Genomic DNA, 14,502 nt, shown 5'->3' with positions numbered 1-14,502 from the left:
ACCCCGCGGTCGCGGGTGTCGGCCGGCGCACGGCGTGCACGCGGCCGGGCCCGGGGAACGGGCGCGGCACGATCGGCCGGGGAGCGGCGAGGTCGGCGGGCGATGGCCGCACGGCGCCAGCACCGGCGAGCGCACCGGCAAGCGCGTCGGGGAAACCGGCCTCGCCGTGCAGGTCGTCCTGGGCGAGAGCGGCGCCGGCCGCGCGAACGAACCCGGCAAGCCCCTTCGCGGACATGGCCGGGTCGAAGACGAGGTCGTCGCCGCTTCCGGTGTCGTCGTCCTCGACGAGCGGGAGCAGCGGGCGGTTCTCGCGCAGCCAGGGCGGCCCGTTGAGCACGGCGGCGAGCGGCGGCAACACCGGCTCGTCGTCGTCGACGTCGCTGAGCACGAGGTGCAGGGCGCCACTCGGCAGGTGCATGACCCGCGCGGCCACGACGTCGCCCTCGGAGAGCAGGGTATCGACGAGGTCGCGCGGGTTGGCCGAGATGTCGGCGCGGGTGATCGTGAACGTGAGGTGCGGGTGCAGGGCGAGCACGGCCTTTTGCGCGCTGACCTTCTGCACCAGGGCGAGGGTGACGCTGCCGTGCGGGTAGCGCTCGGCGATCACCTCCGTTGTCGGCGGTTTGAGCTCGACATTGAGCCGGTGGGTCGGGGCATCGAGGGCGCCCTGGATGCGCTGGCCGGGCGAGAGGGTCCAGTCCAGCGGCACGGGCGGGTAGGTGAGTTCCTGCCAGATGGTCGCCATGCCGCCGTCATCGAGCTCGACGAGGGCGCGGGAACCGTGCAGCATGAAGCCCTTGACGGTTCCGGTGACGGTGATGACGGATGCCGGGGCGAGCGCGAAGAGACCGGCGTGGTGGGCGTGAGCGAGGGCATCCGTGACGAGTTGGTCGGTCGCGTGCTGGGGGTCGCCATGCGTGAAGCGCAGGCGGGACCTGGCCAGGTCGGCGAAGGGGTTCGGCCCGGTGGGGTATGACCGGCCGGCGCTGCCGTAGACCTGGAATTGGGCGGGGAGCAGGTCGCCGAGCTGCCGGGTGAGTTCTCCGGTCTGCACGAGGAAGACGCGCGCGACGTCGCCGATCTGGGTGGCGAGCTGATCGATGCCGATCTCGGGGATGGCTGTTCCGAACGGTGAGGAGACGACGACCCAGGGTCGATCACGGGCGGGGTCGTGAAGGCCGATCGCAAGCTGCTGCACCGCGGAGCTGGTCTCAACGCGGGTGTACACGGCTTACTCCTCCCCGGGCCCGTGGATAGGCCGTGGGAACAAGGCTACGCCAGTATCCTAGACGGATTGCTCCATTCGTTAAGTTATGGGGTGTATATGAAGCATTGTGTGCGGGTTGCCCACCCGGGACACGCGGTGTGACGCAGGATGCACCTCGTCCTGGGGCGGCGCCCAGCCGATCACCGGTGAGTGCGAAGCCGCGGAGTCAGCGACCCGAGCCGGAGAAAGCGCCGACCAGGACGATCCCGAGGTTCGCGGCCAGGTAGGCGGAGACGCCGAGCCCGACGACGACCTCGAGGGGGGCGAGCACGAGGCGCTGCAACCTCGCCGACCGCATCTGGTTGTCGAGCACGGTGAAGCGCTCCATCAGGCCGTCGCCCGTGCCGACCGGCACGGTTTCGGCCCAGCTCGCGGGATCGTCGAGCAGCGCGATCACCTGGAACCGTTCGAGCGGCGTGAGCACGCGCGGCAGGGCCGTCAGCCACGACACGAGGTCGGCGGCGTCGAGCACTGTGACCGAGTTCTCGGGGCCCATGCGGACGACACCCTTCGGCCCGACGAACGCGAGCACGGGGTGGATCGGGACGGTGAAGTCGAGGTAGGCATGCAGGAGCGTGTCGATACGTTCGCCCTCGAAGGCCGCGTGTTCGAGGTAGGGCACCGCCCGGTCCCCGACGATGACGTTCTCGCCGATGACCCGCACCCCCGCACGGCGGTGCTGCTTGGTGTTGATGGTGACGACGCCGCAGGGGCCGACGACGACGTGGTCGATGTCCCAGCCGTTCACCCCGACGGGGAGCCCGTGGAAGACCGCCCACTCCGGAGGCAGCTGGGCGAGCAGTGCGCCGACGGCGAGCTCTCCCTGCGCGCCGCGGTACCAGCCCAGGGCATTGCCGCCGAGCGGGGAACGACCGAGGAAGCGGGCGAGACGGGTGCGACGCGGGTGGGCACCCTGCTGGCGCAGCAATTTGTCGATGATGGCCTGCGCGGCGAACCGGCGGCGCATGCCCTCGTTTTCGACGCGGCCGTCGTCGATACTGCCCGGATCGATTGTGCTTTTGTCGACCATATGATTGCTCCCCCGGATCGATACTAGCGAGCCGCGGCATCCGCCGCCCCACCCCGTTTGAGCCGCCGCCCCTGTTGAGCCGCTGCCCCCGCTCGCGCGCCCGCCTGCTCTAGTCGTGCTTCTTGACGAAGTCGATGGCGAGGTCGGCGACCTCCTCCCAGCCGTGGTCGATCGTGAGCGAGTGACCCCGGTTCGGCACCTCGACGATCTCGGTCAGACCCGGGTTCTTCTTCTGCTGCTTGTAGATCGCGTGCGAGATCGCGAGCGGCACGGTGTTGTCGTTGTCCCCCGCGATGATGAGCAGCGGCCCGCGCTCGGGATTCTTCGAGTCGACCCGCGCCTCGGTGAACGGGTTCAGGTTCGCGGTCGCGGCCTGGAACAGCGGCACGCCCGATGCGGCCACGTGATAGGTGTCGTACAGGGCGCGCGCCTCGTCGGTATCGAGGGCGTTGGCCCAGCCGAAGCTGAACTGCTCGAAGGTGAGCGAGACGGCGCGCCCGGCATTCGCCGGGTTGAGCAGCACCGGTGACGCCGATTTCAGGGCGGATGCCGGCAGCGGCAACACGCCACGGAACGGTGCGGAGTCGATCGCGACCGTTGCAGCGGAGACTCCCTCACCGGCCAGGCGCTGGGCGATCAGCCCGCCGAAGGAGTGCCCGACGATGGCGGGTCTGATCGCGAGGTCGTTGATGGCGTCGAGGTAGTGGTCGGTGACCTGGGCGATCATCTTGTGGGCGAAGACGTCGGGGTCGCGCTTGGCTTCCTCGATGCTCTCGGGGTCGTCGGGCCAGCCGGGGGCGATACTTGTGTAGCCGGCGGCCTCGAAGCGGCCGCGCCAGCGGTCCCAGCTGCTCGAGAGCAGCCAGAGCCCGTGAACGAACACGACCGGACGCAGGCCCGACTCGTTCGCTCGCTCGACCTCGGCTCGTTCCGGTGCGGTCAATGCGTCCATCTCAGCTCCGTTTCGGTTTCTGGCAGGTTCACGCGGCGGGTGCCGGGTGATCTGGGCACGATAACCGCACCGGTCCCCGTCGTCTAGGGCGGCGGCATCCGCGGGCGTGCCGCTGAGTCGATGCGGTCAGCGGCAGCGGTCAGCGGCAGCGGTCAGCGGCGGAGGGCGATCAGGGTGCGGAGCACCAGGACGAGAACGGCCAGGGGCGCGAACACGATCAGGAGCCGTGCGGCGAGCCCGCCGAGACTCGCGGCCGTGCCGGACGCGGGCGGGGCGCCGGTGAGGCCGAATTTCAGGAGCAGCACGCCGATGACGCCGAGTGCCACCGCGACGAGGACGGTGAGTAGGAGCGCCCGCAGGTCGGGCTCTGCGCGCTCACGGCGCCGAACCGCCCAGAGCTGGAGGACCTCGTAGAGCACGAGGGACACCGCGAACGGCAGGGCGACGCTCAGGAGCACGACGGCGAAATAGGCCGCGAACACGAAGAGCGGGTGATCGGGCAATGCGGGCGTGATCAGTGCGGTAGTCCAGCTCACGTGACTCCCCAGCCTGGCCTCGGTCGGCTCAGCGCTCCCACGGTAGCAAGAGCGCTGTATTCCGGCGTCCCCCCGATCGGGACAGGGAACCGGATCGGGGGCACACTGGGGGGATGGTTCGCAAACAGGCGGTGGTGCGCGGGATGGTCCAGGCCGTGGGGTTCCGGTACTACGCGCAGGCAGAGGCCCGGCGACTCGGGCTCGCGGGATTCGTGCGCAACCACAGGGATGGCTCGGTCGAGGTGCAGGTGGAGGGGCCGGCAGCATCCGTCGACCGGATGCTCGACTGGCTGCGGCACGGGCCGCCCTCTGCCCAGGTCGACACCGTGCACGTCGAGGACATGCCGGACCGCGGGGACGACGGCTTTCGGATCGAGTGACCTGCCCGCTGGCGTAGCGTTGAAGCATGTGCGCGCGTGCAGATCGTCCCGCCCGCACCGACGACCCGGCCGGGTCGCTCGCCGCGGTGCTCTTGGCGCGCCCGGGCTCGGCGAGGCGTTCCCTGATGCGCTTGGGCCGGCGCTCCCCGGATCGCTCTCCGTTTCGCTCCCCGCTTCACTCCCCGCGACGGCGGATCGTCGGCATCGTCCGGCTCGTTCTGGCCGGCGCCGAGGTGCTCGCACTGCTCGGGTACTTCGGCTACATCCTCGGTTTCAAGAGCTTTATTGTGTACAACTACTTCAGCTATTTCACCGTGCAGAGCGCCATCGCCGCGGTCGGTGTCTTCATCGCCGCGGGGATCGTCGCCCTTCGCCGGGAGGTCGACCCGCCCTGGCTCGACTGGATCCGGCTGCTCGTCACGACCTACATGATCGTCTCGGGCATCGTGTTCCTCGCGATCGTGATCCAGTCCTCGTCGCGGGCGTACACGATGGAGGTGCCGTGGTCGACGCAGCTGCTGCACTTCTGGATCCCCGGGATCGCGCTCGTCGACTGGCTCACCGACACCGGCAAGGCCCGGCTGCCATGGACGACGCTCGCCTGGGTCATGGTCGTCCCGAGCATCTGGGGCGCGTTCACCCTGATCCGGGGCGCCCTGGTGCGCTGGTATCCCTACTTCTTCCTCGACCCGAAGCAGGTCAGCGGCCCGCTCGAGACGGTGCTGTACTGCGTGGTCGCCGTCGCGCTCTTCACCGGGATCGCGGCCATGCTGACCTGGTCGTCCCGCGGCTGGCGGGGCCTCAAGCCCCAGGGCTGAAGGGTAATGGCCGGGGGTTAGGGGCGGAGGTGGGCCCAGGCGTCGGGGGTGGCGCGCAGGTACTCTGGCAGGTCCTGGGGCGGATGCCCGGTGAGGCGTTCGACGTCGTCCGTCACGACATCCATCACGCCGGACGCGATCGCGAGATAGCTTGAGATCCAGCCCGCGACCTCCCAGTCCGGCGCGCCGTAGTGAGCGCGGGACGCCCACGCCTCGGGCTCGGTCTCGCGCTCGTAGCGGATCGGCCGCCCGGTCACCCGGGCGAGCTCCGCGGCGCCGTCGCGCAGGCTCCAGCCGCGCGGTCCCGTGAGGGTGAAGGTCTCCCCGTCGTGACGAGAGCCGCCGCCGAGGACGGCCGCGACGGCATCCGCCACGTCGGTGTGCGCGACCGAGCCGATGCGGCCCTCGCCTCCGGGCCCGCGGATGACGCCGTCGGCGCCGCACATCTGCGCGATCAGCCGGTGGTAGAAGTTGTCGCGCAGGAAGGTGAATGCGAGGCCGCTCGCCCGCAGGTGCGTCTCGGTTGCGGCGTGGTCGCGGGCGAGGGTGAATTCGGCGTGCGGATCGGCGCCGAGGAACGAGAGATAGACGATCCGCTCGACTCCGGCGGCGACGGCGCTGTCGATCAGGGTGCAGTGCTCCGTGACCCGCTCGGCGCTCTCGGACGCCGACACCATGAACAGGGTGTCGACCCCGGCGAGGGCGGGGGCGAGGGCCTGGGCATCGCCGTAGCCGGCGGTCCAGACATCCGGATGCTGCCGCGCGAGCCGCGCGGTCGAGCGCACGATGAGCCTGGTGGGCGTTCCTGCCGCGTCAAGGCGGTCGCGAACGAGGCCGCCGACGAGCCCCGTCGCTCCGGTGAGTGCGATCATGGCTGGTTCCCCTCGGCATCCGGTTGCGCGGTCGAACTGCGCCCTCGCATGCTACAGCGGAAGGGAGTGGGCGGAACGGCCTACAGCGGGATGAAGGTGTATTCCACGGTGAGGTGTTCGCTGCGGCAGGCGCCGCAGTAGAGCACGCCGGAGTGCTGCATGGCGATCACCCGCGGGGAGCACTGCACGACCTTCGGGCCGCAGCACGGCGAGATGACCATGTAGGCACCGGGCGCGGTCGGATGGTGGCCGCTCAGGCCGCGGCCATGGTGGGAACCCTCGCAGGCGAGGTCGGAATCGAAGTCGAGCAGGCTGTCCAGCTCTTGGTCCAGCAGGGTTTCCATGAGGCACGATCAATCACGCGGTCAAACAGGGGAACTGCAGTCGCGACTGTGGCGGGGCACCGAAGCCGCGACCGCGCTCGGGTGGCCGACGGCACGACATGTGTACATTGCTGGGTCTTACGACCGTTGCACGCAACCCACCCAATTGGCAGCCATCGGCAACACCAACCCGGGAACGACTAAACCTTGGGGAGCTGCACAACGGCGGACCGCACCTGCATGAAGTCCCGGCTCGCCCCGGGAATCTTCAGCGACTAGACATTGGGCATAGCTTACACCGTTTGGTGAGAAATACTCGGGATTGACTTTATGGGGTTCGTCAGGGCGCGGGTGTCGGCGTGGGGCTCGGCGTCGGGGGCACGTAGAACGGGGTCAGCCCGCGCAGCGCGGCGGCAAGCACCGTGGCGTCGTCGGTCCCGGCGAGCCGGAGCGCCGTGTCCCCGGCGACGAGTCCGACCAGGACGGGCTCCCCGGTGAGCGGCATCATGTTGATCCAGACCCGGAAGTCCTCGTCCCCACCGACCGTGGTCCACAGCGGCGCGGTCGTGCTCCAGAACGGCTCGTCGAACTGCAGCCAGACCTTGTCGAGCGTGCCCATGCCGAGGTCGGCGATCGCGCCGCGGTGCGCGAAGGGCAGCGCGGGGTCGAATTCGAGCACCCCGGACTTCAGCACCCCGAGCGGAACGGTGACGAGCACGCGGTCGGCGGAGAGCGACTCCCCCGTGCCCAGACGCAGGCTCACGCCGGTGTCGGTGTATGCAAGTTTGGTGACGACGCTCGAGTCGAGCAGGTCGATGCCCTCTGCCGCCTTGGTGAGCAGGTGGGCATATCCACCGAGCACGATCCGGTCCTCGTTCGCTCCGGCGTCCGCGCTCGTGTACCAGCCCGACTGCTGGTCGACGGATGCGCCCGCGTCGATATCGAGAACGGTCGCGACCCGGAATTCGAGCCAGTCGGCCGCGGAAACACCGTCACCGGCATCCGCTGTGGACAGCGTGCTCGCGCCCGAGCCGTCGAGCGCGCCCTGCACGGACATGTCACTGGCCTGTTTCGTGGCCCAGGCGAGCGCGGTCGCAACGGCTTTTTCGCCGGTGTCGGGCACCGCGACGACGATTCCGGCATTGGTGCGGGTCTCGCTCGCGCTCGGAAAGGGGGTGGTCGCGATGCCGAGGCGGGTGAATTCCTCGTCGAGGGACGTTGTGTCGCTGTGGCTCACGAAGGACGGGCCGAGCTCGACAGGGAAGGGCCACTTCTTGTCGCTGACGGTGTCGATGCGGCCGCCGATGCGGTCGCGAGCCTCAACGAGGACGACGTCGAAACCGGCGTCCTTGAGGATGCGCGCGGCGCTGAGCCCGGCGATGCCCGCCCCGATCACGGCGATGCGTTCGCCGGGCGCTGCGGCGGCGATGATCTCGCGGGCCGCGCGAAGACCGGAGTCGCGGCCGCCCTGCACCGTTCCCGGAGCGCCGGTCGAGGTGGCCTCGCCGGCGAAGAAGACCCGGTCGAGCACGGGTTGGGCGAGCGCGGTGCGCTGCTCGGGCGTGGAGTCGACGGCGGCGAAACTGTACGAACCGCGGGCGAACGGGTCGGCCGACCAGGAGGTGCGGCGCATCTGCGCGGGTTTCGGCACGGGCGAGACGGTGGGCGTCGGTGCGGGGGTCGACGTAGCGGTGGCGGATGCGCTCGGCCGCGGGGCCGGGGACACGCACGCGGTGAGAACGAGGGTCGAGAGACCCGTGACTCCGATGAGGAAGGTGCGACGTTTCATGGCGTTCCGCGCGTCGGGTGTCACTCACGTCCTCCTCTCCGAACGAATCCGGTTGGTTCCAAACTACCGCAGGGGTCGGTTCGGGCGGTCGCCTGCCGCCGGCGGGTACGTCGGGACCGGGTCAGGCGAGCAGTTCTGGCGGGAGGAGGAAGCCGTCGTCGAGGAGTTCGCGCACGCGCGGGAGGAGCTCGGCGGTGAGGTCGCGTTCGGAGACCTCGAGTAGCTCGGCGAGCGCACCGGCGATCGCGCCGACCGCGAGTTCGCCGTCGCAGGCCCCGACGAGTGCGGCGAGCGCGGTGTCGAGCGACACCGACCGGCCGAATCCACTTCCCTGGTGCAGGGTGAGCAGGGTCGGGTCCTCCTGGCCGGGCCAGAAGTGGCGTTCCTCGGTGACGTCGGAGGCAACGGTCAAGGTCGCGTAGACCAGGTCGTCATCCGGGAGGGCCGCGTGCCAGTCGTGGGCGGCGAGGCAGGCCGCGAGGTGGCTGCCGATGCCGTCAGGGTTGTGACCGAGGCCGCCGTGCAGGCGTTCGAGGCGCCGCAACCGCGGAACCGCCGCGGGCCGGGCGGTGTCCGGGCGGCGGAGCAGCAGGTAGCCGAAGCCGACCTGCGTCACGCCGCGCGCCGCGAAGTCGTCGAGCCAGGCATCGTAGAGGCGGTCGAAGTCGGCCGTGCCCGGCCGGGTACCGCCGTCGCGGATCCAGGTCTCGGCGTAGAGCTCGGGCGACTGCACCTCGCGCTCGATGATCCAGGCGTCGAGCGCCGGCGCGGGCCCTGACGAATTCGACGGAGATTCGCCCTCCGCAGGGGCCGAAGACGGCTTCCCCGGTGTCTTTTCGGCAAAATCTCCGTCGATTTGGTTCGCGTCGACGGAGGCAGCGGCTGGGGTGAGCCAGTCGGCGAGGCGGTCGAAGGCGTCCTGGCCTGCGCGGTACTCCCAGTTGCCGAGGAGCTGGGCGACGCCGGTCGGGGTGAGGTGTTCGGCGGCTCCGCGCACGACGGACTCGACGAGGGCGTCGCCGACGAGGCCGCCGTCGCGGTACTCGTAGCTCGGCACGCCCTCTGCCCGCGGCGTGATCACGAACGGCGGGTTGGAGATGATGTGGTCGAAGCGCTCGCCCGCGACCGGCTCGAACAGGCTGCCGAGCCGGAATTCGATGTTGGTCACGCCGTTGAGTGCGGCGTTGAGGGCGGCGAGCTCGAGAGCACGCTCGGAGATGTCGGTCGCGACGACGCGTCTGGCGTGGCGGGAGGCGTGCAGGGCCTGGATCCCGCAGCCGGTACCGAGGTCGAGGGCGGTGTCGACCGGGTTCGGCAGCAGCAGGCCGCTCAGGGTGAGGGATGCCCCGCCGACGCCGAGCACATGGCTCTCGCCGAGCGCGTGCCCGAGTACGAGCTCGCCGAGGTCGGAGGCGATCCACCAGCTGCCGGCCCCGTGGGCGTCCACGAAGCTGTACGGGCGGAGCTCGACGAGCGGGCGGAGCAGGGTGTTCTCGTCGGCGCCGGGTTCTGTGCCGGGTTCTGCGCCGGGTTCTGCGCGGGGTTCGTCATCCTCACCGACGAGGGCGACGAGCCCGAGCGCGACGGCACCTGCCGTCCCGAGGCTCGGGAGCGCCGCCGACAGCGCGCCGCGCGTCACCGGGAGTCCGAGCACGAAGAGCTGCGCGAGGATCGCCGACGGCTCCTCGCGACCGAGCCTGGCGCGAAGGGCCGCGAGGGCCCGCAGGGCGGGGACCCGCTGGTTGCGGCGGAGCGCGGCATCCGCTTCGGGGCCCCAGAGTCCGCTCAGGGTCGCCACGGAATAGTGCGCCGTTTCGAGGTCTGCTCGCAGGAGCGGGATGAGGACGAGGCTCTTCGCCGGGAGCGCGGCGGGATTCGGTGCAGGGATCACTCCCCCATTCAACTGCACGGCGCGGCAGGCAGGACGGTGCTTTGTCCGCAACTCAGCGCGAGACCTCGCTGACGAGGGCGTTCACGGGCACCGAATCCCGGGGAATGGCCGCGAACTGCCGGGTGATGAGCCGCGGGGTGACCATCCGGAAGGGCGGCGGGGCCGGATCGGATGGCGCGCCGGACTTCCCCTCGAACTCGCCGGCGAGGAGCTCGAGGGCCGCGGCGGCGACTTCGTCGACGGGCTGGTCCACGCTCGAGAGCCCGATCGCCGCCGCAATGGGCGTGTTGTCATACCCCGTGACCGGCACCCGGGCCGGGTTGGCGATCATCGCCCCGAGGGCGAGCGCGTCGCTCGCACACAGCACCGCGTCGATGCCGCCGGCCGTGCGGGCGAGCTGCTGCATGGCCGCCGCGCCCTGGTCGACTCCGTCGGCCGTGACCACCTCGAGGCGGGCGAGGTCCTCCGCGGAGACGTCGCCCCGCTCGAGCATGGCGTCGTGCCAGCCGCGCCGACGGTCGTCGCCTGTGCCGGACGGGCTCGGCCAGCCGATGTAGGCGATGCGGGTCGCACCGGCGTCCTGCTGCGCGCGGGTCGCCGCGTGCAGGCCAGAGTAACCATCCACGTCGACCCAGGGGTGGCGCGGCGCGGTGAAGTCGTCGCTCCGCCAGGGCCGGCCGAAGGTGACGAAGGCGATGCCCTGCTCGAGCAGCCACTCGGTGCGCGGGTCATCGGCGGTCGTCGAGGTCAGGACGAAACCGTCGACATCCGCCCCGTCGTTCAGGCGCCGGAACTGACTGATCTCGTCCTCGGGGCTCGTGGCGGTGAACAGGAGCACACGCAGGCCCCTGGCATCGGCCTGCTCGGTCAGGGCATGCAGGAACCGGTCGAGTACCGAGCCGGAGATGCCGTCGATCATCGGGTCGAGGCGGATGCCGATCGTCGAGCTGCGCCGGGTGCGCAGCCGTCTCGCCGAGGCGTGCGGACGGTAGCCGAGCGCACTGATGGCCGCCTCGACCCTGGCGCGGGTATCGGCCTTCACGATTCCGGGCGTGTTCATCACGTTGGAGACCGTCTGGCGGGACACCCCGGCTACGCGCGCCACGTCCGTGACGGTGGGGAATTCTCCCATGATCTCTCCCTGCCGGTGCTCCTCGCGCCCCGGGCACGAGGCCCCGTGGCTGGAACGATAAAACCAGACTAGCGCGTCGGATCGACCCCAGAATTAGATCGATCAAAGAAAAAGTTTGATCGATCAAATAAAACCGGCTATCGTCGTTCTCACACAAGCAAACGCGCACTGCGGCGCGACTTTAGGAGAAGAAAATGCAACGACGCACCTCCCGCTGGATGATCGGGGCCGGCCTGACCATGGCCGGAGCGCTCGCCCTCACGGGCTGCAGCTCAAGCTTCGGCGGCACCACGTCCGGCTCGACCGGCTCGGCCGCCGCGCTCACCAGCGACGCGAGCAAGAGCCTCACCGTCCTGATCGGTTCGAGCGGCGACGCCGAGACGAAGGCCGTCAACGCGGCCGTCGCATCCTGGTCCTCCTCGAGCGGCACGAAGGCCACCGTCTCCGTCGCGAGCGACCTCAACCAGCAGCTCGCCCAGGGCTTCGCGGCCAAGAAGCCGGCCGATGTGTTCTACCTGTCGACGGATGCCCTCGCCGGCTACGCGTCGAACGGTTCCCTGCTCGCCTACGGCGACAGCCTCGCCAACAAGGACGACTTCTACCCGAGCCTCGTCAAGTCCTTCACCTACGACGGCCAGTTCTACTGCGCGCCGAAGGACTTCTCCACGCTCGGCCTCGTGATCAACACGGATGCCTGGGCGAAGGCCGGACTCACCGACGCCGACATCCCCACGACCTGGGACCAGCTCGAAACCGTGGCCAAGAAGCTGACCACGCCCGACCAGGTCGGCCTCGCCATCGGCGGCGAATACGCACGCGCCGGCGCCTTCATGGCGCAGGCCGGCGGCAACCTCATGAACGAGGACAGCTCCAAGGCCACCGCGAACAGCGCAGAGGCCGTCGCCGGTCTCACCGAGGTCAAGAAGCTCCTGAACGACGGCGTGATGAAGTACGCGAAGGACGTCGGAGCCGGCTGGGGCGGCGAGGCTTTCGGCAAGCAGCTCGCAGCCATGACGATCGAGGGCAACTGGATCACCGGTGCCATGTCCAGCGACTACCCGAGCGTGAAGTACACGGTCGCCGAACTTCCGGCCGGCCCCGCCGGCAAGGGCACCATGCAGTTCACCAACTGCTGGGGCATCGCAACGGACAGCCCCAACCAGGCCGCCGCGCTCAAGCTCGTCGAGCAGCTGACCAGCAAGGACTCCCAGCTGGCCTTCTCAACGGCCTTCGGCCCGATGCCGTCGATCAAGTCCGCCGCGTCCGACTGGAAGGCCGCCAACCCGGTGCTCGTCCCGTTCCTGAACGGTGCTGACTACGCCGTCGGCACGCCCACCGCGAAGGGCTCAGCGGATGTCGTGACCGAGCTGAACTCCAAGCTCGAGTCCCTCAAGACGGGCGATCCCCAGCAGATCCTCGACGCCGCCCAGAAGAACCTCGAAGCGCTGCTGAAGTAGTTCGACATGTCGAAGCCCGCACGCACGTCTCGCCGCTCCGGAATCCGGGGCGGCGAGGCCGCCTCGGGGTGGCTCTTCACCGCCCCGATGATCATCCTGCTCGGGATGTTCCTCGTCGTCCCTGTGCTCATGGCGCTCTGGGTCAGCTTCTCCGACTGGGGAGGCCGCGGCAGCCCCTTCGGCGGCAACGTGAAGTTCGTCGGCTTTGACAACTACTCCACCCTGCTGAACGGGGGCGGCCTGGCCGAACAGGACTTCGGCACGGCACTGCGCAACAACGCGTGGTACGTCGTGCTCGTCGTCCCGATCCAGACCGCCCTCTCCCTCCTGCTCGCCGTGCTCGTCAACCGGCAGATCCTCCGCGGCCGAGGCTTCTTCCGCACCTCGTTCTACTTTCCGTCGGTGACGAGCTCGGTGGCGATCACCGTGCTCTGGCTGTTCCTGTTCAGCTCGACGGGCGCCATCAACAAGCTGCTCTCGTTCATCGGCATCAACGGGCCGAACTGGTTCAACGACCCGAGCGGCATCCTGCACAACTTCCTGCAGCTCTTCGGGGTGACCCAGGGCCCCGCCGCGCTCACGGACGGATCCTTCCTCGGCGTCTCCTGGTGGGACTGGCTCGCCGGCCCCTCGGTCGCCATGACGGCCTTCATCCTGATGGCCGTGTTCACCACGAGCGGCACGTTCATGCTGCTCTTCATCGCGGCACTGCAGAACCTCAGCGGCGAGGTCACCGAAGCCGCGATGATGGACGGCGCCAACGGCTGGCAGCGGTTCTGGAAGGTCACCCTCCCCCAGCTGCGCCCGACCCTGTTCACCGTGCTCACCCTCGGCCTGATCGGCAGCTGGCAGGTCTTCGACCAGATCTACACCGGCACCAAGGGCGCACCCGGCAAGACCACGCTCACGCCCGCCTACCTGTCCTACCAGTCGGCGTTCAACAACCAGGAATGGGGCCAGGGCGCCGCGATCGCGTTCATCCTCTTCGTGATCATCGTGTTCTTCACGCTCTTCCAGCGCTGGGTGTTGCGGGAACGGCCGGTGTCGAAGCGCAGGATGCGGCCCTACCTCACGAATCCCGCCTCAGCGGTCGCCCTGGCGGCCACGGCCACACCCGCATCGACGACGACGTCCGGAGAGTCACGATGAGCGCGCCCACGGTCAGCCCATCCCGCAAACTCCGTGCGCTCAGCCGCGAAAAGCTCCCCACCCGCGCCGTCGCCGGCCGGTCGCTGATGTACGCGATCCTCACCGTGCTCGCGATCATCTACATCGCCCCGTTCCTGATACAGGTCGCGACCTCGTTCAAGACGGACGTCGAGGCGGCGAGCAATCCCATCTCGCTGCTCCCCCAGACCTGGTCGACCGCCGCGTACCAGAAGCTGTTCCTCAACTCGGACTTCCCGGTCTGGTTCAAGAACTCCGCCATCGTCACGATCTTCGTCACGCTCGGACGGGTGTTCTTCAACTCGCTCGCCGGCTACGCCCTCGCCCGGTTGCAGTTCCGCGGCCGGACGGTCATCTTCGCCGGACTGATCGCCGTGATGAGCGTGCCCGGCGTCGTGCTCCTGATCCCGAAGTTCCTCGTGATCAACCAGATCGGCATCTACGACACCTACGTCGGCATGATCGTGCCGCTCCTGACCGATGCGGCGGGGGTCTTCATCATGAAGAACTTCTTCGAATCGATCCCCGCGAGCGTCGAGGAACAGGCCCGCATCGACGGGGCAGGCACCTTCCGGGTGTTCTGGTCGATCGTGCTGCCGATGGCGAGGCCCGCCCTGATCACGATCATCATCCTGTCCTTCCAGGGATCGTGGAACGAGCTCTCGCACTTCATCGTGGCCACCCAGTCCCCTGAACTGACCACGCTCACCAAGGGCGTCGCTTCGCTCGCCTCCGGGGAGCTCAGCCAGGGCACCCAGTATCCGCTCAAACTCGCCGCCGCGGCGATCATGACCATCCCGGTCGCGGTGATGTTCTTCATCTTCCAGAAACGGATCATGAACACCACCGACGGCGCCGTCAAGGAGTAAGTCCCGGCCGGCCGGCCCA

Annotated in this window: 14 protein-coding genes; 5 read left to right on the top strand and 9 right to left on the bottom strand. The window is 69.2% G+C overall.

The genetic code is table 11. The features are described 5' to 3' along the window. The 4 genes from E3O39_RS08675 to E3O39_RS08660 all read right to left on the bottom strand — a co-directional run. On the bottom strand, positions 1 to 1,228 hold a 1,228-nt coding region (locus tag E3O39_RS08675; RefSeq protein WP_198413414.1), incomplete at its 3' end, for a hypothetical protein. A gap of 205 nt (positions 1,229 to 1,433) precedes the next feature. Then, a complete protein-coding gene (locus E3O39_RS08670; RefSeq protein WP_134449386.1) occupies positions 1,434 to 2,297 on the bottom strand; it encodes a nuclease-related domain-containing protein in 864 nt (287 codons plus the stop codon). 109 nt (positions 2,298 to 2,406) lie between these two features. Further along, the gene (locus tag E3O39_RS08665; RefSeq protein ID WP_134449385.1) at positions 2,407 to 3,249 is read right to left on the bottom strand and encodes a carboxylesterase; all 843 of its coding nucleotides are present in this window, start codon (positions 3,247 to 3,249) and stop codon (positions 2,407 to 2,409) included. 152 nt (positions 3,250 to 3,401) lie between these two features. Then, positions 3,402 to 3,785 carry a hypothetical protein gene (locus tag E3O39_RS08660; protein ID WP_134449384.1) on the bottom strand — a complete coding sequence of 128 codons (384 nt, stop codon included), beginning with the start codon at positions 3,783 to 3,785 and terminating at the stop codon, positions 3,402 to 3,404. A gap of 113 nt (positions 3,786 to 3,898) precedes the next feature. Here E3O39_RS08660 and E3O39_RS08655 point away from each other — a divergent pair, with 113 nt between their 5' ends. Then, positions 3,899 to 4,165: an acylphosphatase gene (locus E3O39_RS08655; protein WP_134449383.1), complete on the top strand. Its 267-nt coding sequence runs from the start codon at positions 3,899 to 3,901 to the stop codon at positions 4,163 to 4,165. 26 nt (positions 4,166 to 4,191) lie between these two features. After that, a complete protein-coding gene (locus tag E3O39_RS08650; protein WP_134449382.1) occupies positions 4,192 to 4,983 on the top strand; it encodes a Pr6Pr family membrane protein in 792 nt (263 codons plus the stop codon). 17 nt (positions 4,984 to 5,000) lie between these two features. Here E3O39_RS08650 and E3O39_RS08645 read toward each other — a convergent pair whose 3' ends face one another. The 5 genes from E3O39_RS08645 to E3O39_RS08625 all read right to left on the bottom strand — a co-directional run bounded on the left by E3O39_RS08645 (position 5,001) and on the right by E3O39_RS08625 (position 10,990). Beyond that, positions 5,001 to 5,855, bottom strand: coding sequence for an SDR family oxidoreductase (locus E3O39_RS08645; protein ID WP_134449381.1), 855 nt, complete (start codon positions 5,853 to 5,855; stop codon positions 5,001 to 5,003). Positions 5,856 to 5,935: 80 nt separating this feature from the next. Further along, positions 5,936 to 6,199 carry a hypothetical protein gene (locus tag E3O39_RS08640; protein WP_134449380.1) on the bottom strand — a complete coding sequence of 88 codons (264 nt, stop codon included), beginning with the start codon at positions 6,197 to 6,199 and terminating at the stop codon, positions 5,936 to 5,938. Positions 6,200 to 6,518: 319 nt separating this feature from the next. Continuing rightward, a complete protein-coding gene (locus E3O39_RS18955; RefSeq protein ID WP_134564453.1) occupies positions 6,519 to 7,967 on the bottom strand; it encodes a flavin monoamine oxidase family protein in 1,449 nt (482 codons plus the stop codon). A 121-nt stretch (positions 7,968 to 8,088) separates the two neighbouring features. Further along, positions 8,089 to 9,858, bottom strand: a complete 1,770-nt coding sequence (locus tag E3O39_RS08630; RefSeq protein ID WP_241985023.1) for a methyltransferase — start codon at positions 9,856 to 9,858, stop codon at positions 8,089 to 8,091. A 52-nt stretch (positions 9,859 to 9,910) separates the two neighbouring features. Beyond that, the gene (locus E3O39_RS08625; RefSeq protein WP_134449379.1) at positions 9,911 to 10,990 is read right to left on the bottom strand and encodes a LacI family DNA-binding transcriptional regulator; all 1,080 of its coding nucleotides are present in this window, start codon (positions 10,988 to 10,990) and stop codon (positions 9,911 to 9,913) included. A 194-nt stretch (positions 10,991 to 11,184) separates the two neighbouring features. Here E3O39_RS08625 and E3O39_RS08620 point away from each other — a divergent pair, with 194 nt between their 5' ends. The 3 genes from E3O39_RS08620 (at position 11,185) to E3O39_RS08610 (ending at position 14,483) form a co-directional block, all read left to right on the top strand. Further along, positions 11,185 to 12,447: an extracellular solute-binding protein gene (locus E3O39_RS08620; RefSeq protein WP_134449378.1), complete on the top strand. Its 1,263-nt coding sequence runs from the start codon at positions 11,185 to 11,187 to the stop codon at positions 12,445 to 12,447. Between the two features lie 6 nt (positions 12,448 to 12,453). Further along, positions 12,454 to 13,596 (top strand): carbohydrate ABC transporter permease, encoded by a 1,143-nt coding sequence (locus E3O39_RS08615; RefSeq protein WP_134449377.1) that lies wholly within the window; start codon positions 12,454 to 12,456, stop codon positions 13,594 to 13,596. A gap of 86 nt (positions 13,597 to 13,682) precedes the next feature. Next, positions 13,683 to 14,483, top strand: a complete 801-nt coding sequence (locus E3O39_RS08610) for a carbohydrate ABC transporter permease (protein WP_241975438.1) — start codon at positions 13,683 to 13,685, stop codon at positions 14,481 to 14,483. Positions 14,484 to 14,502 lie beyond the last annotated feature (19 nt).

This window comes from Cryobacterium sp. MDB2-A-1 (assembly GCF_004402675.1).
GTDB classification, from domain to species: domain Bacteria; phylum Actinomycetota; class Actinomycetes; order Actinomycetales; family Microbacteriaceae; genus Cryobacterium; species Cryobacterium glucosi.
Note: the sequence above shows the minus strand (reverse complement) of the source record. Positions and strands in the feature narration are given on the sequence as shown.